Source organism: Streptomyces recifensis, assembly GCF_002154615.1.
Classification (GTDB): domain Bacteria; phylum Actinomycetota; class Actinomycetes; order Streptomycetales; family Streptomycetaceae; genus Streptomyces; species Streptomyces griseoluteus.
The window spans coordinates 1-5,020 of sequence record NZ_MUNH01000424.1 but is presented as its reverse complement, the minus strand read 5'-3'; the positions used below and the strand labels follow the sequence as shown (position 1 = coordinate 5,020).

At 72.7% G+C, this 5,020-nt stretch carries 3 protein-coding genes and 1 pseudogene; 2 read left to right on the top strand and 2 right to left on the bottom strand.

The window, feature by feature from the left end; translation table 11 throughout:
- A partial coding sequence (locus tag CCN33_RS21445) for a PucR family transcriptional regulator (RefSeq protein ID WP_244173892.1) occupies positions 1 to 1,673 on the top strand: 1,673 nt, incomplete at its 5' end.
- 49 nt (positions 1,674 to 1,722) lie between these two features.
- Here the strand turns inward: CCN33_RS21445 and CCN33_RS21440 are convergent.
- Positions 1,723 to 3,145 (bottom strand): annotated as a pseudogene (locus CCN33_RS21440) (NAD-dependent succinate-semialdehyde dehydrogenase).
- Between the two features lie 84 nt (positions 3,146 to 3,229).
- Positions 3,230 to 4,120 carry a LysR family transcriptional regulator gene (locus CCN33_RS21435; RefSeq protein WP_086695181.1) on the bottom strand — a complete coding sequence of 297 codons (891 nt, stop codon included), beginning with the start codon at positions 4,118 to 4,120 and terminating at the stop codon, positions 3,230 to 3,232.
- A gap of 260 nt (positions 4,121 to 4,380) precedes the next feature.
- Here CCN33_RS21435 and CCN33_RS21430 point away from each other — a divergent pair.
- A partial coding sequence (locus tag CCN33_RS21430) for an MFS transporter (protein WP_140394613.1) occupies positions 4,381 to 5,020 on the top strand: 640 nt, incomplete at its 3' end.

Here is a 5,020-nt window from a genome sequence, read left to right as displayed (position 1 = left end):
CACCCGCCCGCACGCCCGCCGACCCTGCACCCCACGACCTGACGGAGCTCTCTCAAGCCCTGTTCGACGCCCCGGACGAGGGCGAGATCCTGCGCCTGGCCATGGAACACATAGGCACCGCCGGGCCGTACAGCGCCGAGGCCGCGTATCTCACGGTGGGCGGCGATTTGGTCCCCGCCCCGCGGAACGGGCAGACACACGCCTCGGCCCTGGGCCGGAGGGTGCGGGAGCTGGCCGGGCAGGACGGTCCCGTGGCCGTACCCGGCAGGGCATGGGGCCGGGCCATGGGCCTGCGCGGACTGGACGGACTCCACGGCTACCTCGTGGTGACGTCCCGCTCCCGGCCCACCGAGACCGAGCGCTCCCTGCTCACCACGCTCGTCGCGCACACCGCCGCCGCGCTGTCGGTCGTCTTCGCGCTCCGCCGCCGGCGCGAGGACGCGCTGGAGCTGTGCCGGCTGCGGGAGGAACGCACGGCACTCCAACGGAAGTTGATCTCCGTGGTGGCCGAGCTGGGTTACGAGCGGGCCGTTCACGCCCTCCTGGCCGGCGTCGCTGCCTCCGGCGGCGGCGGTGAGGAAGTTGTCACCCGCGCACTGCACCGGCTCACCGGGCTTCCCGCGCTGGTCGAGGACCGCTTCGGCCGGCTGAGGTCCTGGACCGGCCCCGGCCGCCCCGACCCCTATCCCGAACCCGACCCCGTGCGCCGGGACGAGATGCTGCACGCCGTGGCCCGGGAGGCGGGGCCGGTGCGGATGGAGGACCGGCTGGTCGCCCTGGTCCGTCTGCGGGGCGAGATCCTGGGCGTGGTCGCGCTGGTCGACGTCCGGGACGAGGCCGACGAGCACACCGTGTTCGCGCTCGGCCACGCCGCCAAGTCGCTCTCCCTGGAGCTGGCGCACCTGCGCGATCTGGCCGAGGTGGAGCGGAGGCTGCACCGGGAGCTGGTCGACGATCTCCTGGCAGGGACGGCCGGAGCGGGTGCCTACGCCCGGTCCGAGGCAGTCGGACACGACCTGCACCGCACCCACTACATCGTGGTGGTGCGGTGGTCGAACCGGACGGCGGACGATTCCTTCGCGCAGGCCGTGGGCCGGGCGGCCTCCACCGTCGGGATGCGCTCGCTGCTGACCCGCCGGTCCGGGCACGTCGTCCTTGTCGCCGACGACAGGCCGCCCGCCTGCGCGCTGTACGAGGCGCTCGCCCGGGAGACCGGGACCCGGTCCGGGACGATCGGGGTGAGCGCCCCCTGCGACGCCGTGGACGCCATCCCCCACCACTACCGGGAGGCGCAGCGCGCCATGGACGTGCGCCGCCACTCCCGCGAGCGGTACGGCGCGACGTTCTTCGACGAGCTCGGCCTCTACCGCATCCTGGGGCCCGGCAGCGACTACGGGGAACTGGAGACGTTCGTCCACGAGTGGCTCGGGCGGCTCATCGACTACGACTCCCGGCACCACGCGGCCATGGTGGAGACGCTGTCCCGGTACTTCGACTGCGGCGGCAACTACGACGAGACGGCCGACTCCCTCGCGATCCACCGCAGCACGCTGCGCTATCGGCTCCAGCGCATCCGCGAGATCGGCGGCCACGACCTGGCGGACGTCGAGGACCGGCTGAACCTCCAGGTGGCGACGCGGGTGTGGAAGATCGTGCTGGGCGGACCGGGCTGACCGCGGATGTTGCGGGCCGGCCGACGCGCGCCGTCGACCGGCTCGCGGGTCAGCCCAGTACTTCCGCGATCGGGGCGTCGGCGTCGACGTAGCGCACCAGCTTGCGGTTCGCGAATTCCACGATGCCCACCTCGCCGAGTTCGCGCCCGTAACCGGACCGCTTGATGCCGCCGAAGGGCAACTCCGGCCGGGACGCTGTCGGGTGGTTGATCCACACCATGCCCGCCTCCAGCCGGTCGGCGACGCGGCGAGCACGTTCCGGGTCGGCGGCGAAGACCGCTCCTCCCAGGCCGTAGGGGGAGGTGTTGGCCAGTGCCACGGCCTCGTCCTCGTCGGCGACCCGGTAGACGACGGCGACGGGGCCGAAGAGCTCTTCCCGGTAGGCCCGCATGTCCGGTGTGACGTCGGTGAGGACGGTCGGCTCGACGAACGCTCCCGGGAGATCGGGCCGCCCGCCGCCCAGCACCACCGTCGCTCCCTTGTCCACCGCGTCACGGACCTGTTCCATCAGGAGTTCGGCCGCGGCCTCGGAGGACAGCGGGCCGAGCGTGGTGGCGGGGTCGGCCGGATCTCCCGGCTGGACCTCGCCCATCCGGTCACGCAGCCCGGCGAGGAAGGCGTCGTAGACGTCGGCAAGGGCGATGAAGCGCTTGGCCGCCACGCAGCACTGCCCGGTGTTGCCCATCCGGCCGAGGAACGCCGCGTAGACGGTGCGGTCGAGATTGTGAGCGTCCAGCACGACGAAGGGATCGCTGCCGCCCAGCTCGAGGACGGACTTCTTGACATTGCGGCCGGCGATCTCGCCCACGCTCACGCCCGCCCGCTCACTGCCTGTCAGGGACGCTCCCTGCACCCGGGAGTCGTCGATGATCGTCCCTACGTCCCGGCCCCGTACGAAGAGATTGGTGTAGACCCCGGCGGGCACACCCGCGTCTGTGAACAGCTGCTCGAGCGCCAGTGCGGACTGGGGGCAACTGCTCGCGTGCTTGAGCAGGATCGTGTTGCCGAGGACGAGGTTCGGACCCGCGAACCGGACCACCTGGTACAGCGGGAAGTTCCAGGGCATCACCCCGAGGAGGACGCCGAGCGGCTCGTTGACCAGCACGGCCGTGCCCTCGGGGACGGGCAGGGGGCGCTCCTGCAGCAGTTCGGGGCCGTGTTCGCCGTTAGGTGAGGATGTCGGACGCGAGGTCGACCTCGGCACGGCTCGAGTTGATCAGCTTGCCGACCTCGAGGGTCAGCAGCCCCGCGAGTTCCTCCTTGCGCTCCCTCATGAGCCGGCCGGCGCGTTGCACGACGGCTCCCCGGTCCGCCCTGGACCGGGTACGCCAGTCCTGGAAGCTGCGGTGCGCCGCGTCGATCGCGTTCCCCACCTCCTCGGCGCTCAGCGCCGGGAACTCCCGAACCCGTTCACCGGTGTACGGATTGACGGTGGCGATGGGACTTTTCTGGGCAGTGGCATGGGCGTTCATGACGCCTCCCTGGAGTCGGGGCCCCTCGGGTTTCCACGCCTGGACCCGCTCACACCTGCTGACGTCCCTGCCGCGGCCCGGGCGTCATGGCGCGATGACGTGGAGGTCGACCAGGTCGAGCAGCGCCCCCACCGCCGCGCTGGGCCGCCGGGTCGACGACGTGCCCAGGTGCATGCTCCAGCGGAGCACCGTGCCGGGGACCTCCAGGACGTGCAGGCCGGGGGTGCGGGCGACGGCGAACGCGGGCAGGAAGGCGATGCCCAGACCGTGTCGGACCAGTGCCGCCCCCATGTCGATGTCGGGCACTTCCAGCGCCACCCGGCGTACGACGCCCGCCGCCGCGAACGCCCGGTCGACCACCTCGCGGTTGCCGTAGCCCGGCGGGAAGTCCACGAAGGGCTCCCCCGCCAGATCCGCGAGTGTCAACTTCCCCCGCTCCGCGAGCGGATGGGCGGCGCTCACCACCAGGACGAGCGGCACGGTGGCCAGCTCCGTCGCGTCGATCCCGGCGGGCTTGCGCTCGGGCAGCGACAGGAAGGCCACGTCCAGGTCCCCGCTGAGCAGTGCGTGCGCCAGTCCCGCCGATCCGGTGGTCGCCAGCCGCAGCCGGACGTCGATCGCCGGATGCCGCGCGTGCAGCTGCCCGAGGAGCGCGGGCAGGTCCACCACCTCGACCGAGGCCATCGCGCCCACGTTCACCGTGCCGCGCAGCGTGTCCTGGGCGGCGCGCACGGCGTCCTGGGCGGCCTGGGCGGCGTGCAGGGTGGCCCGGGCCTCCGGCAGCAGCGCCGCGCCCGCCCCGGTGAGCCGGACCTGCTGCGACGTGCGCTCGAACAGCGCGCAGCCGAGCTCGCGCTCCAGGGAGCGGATGGCGGCGGACACCCCCGACTGCACCACGTGCAGCCGGCGGGCGGCACGGGTGAAGCTCAGCTCCTCGGCGACCGCGATGAAGTGCTCCAGCTGACGTAGCTCCACACGAGAAGTATCACTCGCATTGCTGGAGCCCAGCAAAAACATTCGTTGGCATTGATCCTGCCTGGTGAGGAGGATGGAAGACACCATTCACTTCCGCCCGAGGAGGGGTACCCCTGCCTGCCGCACCGACGCCGCTGAGCCGTCCCACAGCCGACGCTCCCGGCGACCCGACCCACCGGATCCACTCACCCGCTCCCGCCGGCCTGCCGGCCCGCGCCCCGGCCGGACGCCGCGCCTCGCACGCGACCGGCTTCTGGTTCGTGGCGGTGGCCTTCACCGTGCTGATGGCCTTCGGCACCGCGCCGACCCCGCTGTGGCCGCTGTACGAGGCCCGGGACCACTTCGGCGCGACCACGGTCACGGTGGCGTACGCCTCGATGGTCGTGGGTGCGGCCGCCGCCTTCCTCGGACTGGGGCACCTGTCGGACCGGCTCGGCCGGCGGCGCATCATCGTCCCGGCGCTGCTGGTCGGCATCCTCGCGTCGGTCGTACTGATGGTGTGGCGGGACCTGCCGGGGCTGATCGCGGGCCGGATTCTGAACGGTGCCGGACTGGGGCTGATGGCCTCGACCGCGACGACGTACCTGCACGACCTCCACCACGAGGCCCGCCCGGACCGGACGGGTTCGGTGCTGCCCGGCATCGTGGCCACCGCCGCCAACCTCGGCGGCCTGGCCTCGGGACCCCTCATCGCCGGCGCCGCCGCCGAGTGGCTTCCCGCACCCCTGATCACCACCCAGGCGATCTTCACGCTCGCCATGGCAGGGTGCCTGGCGCTGGTCCTGTCCACCCCGGAGACCGTGGACCTGGAGCTGCCCGCGGCCGAACCGCCCCTCAGGTTCGCCCTGCGCCCCGGCGGACGGCGGACGTTCGCCGCGGCAGGCGCCCTGGGCGCCTTCG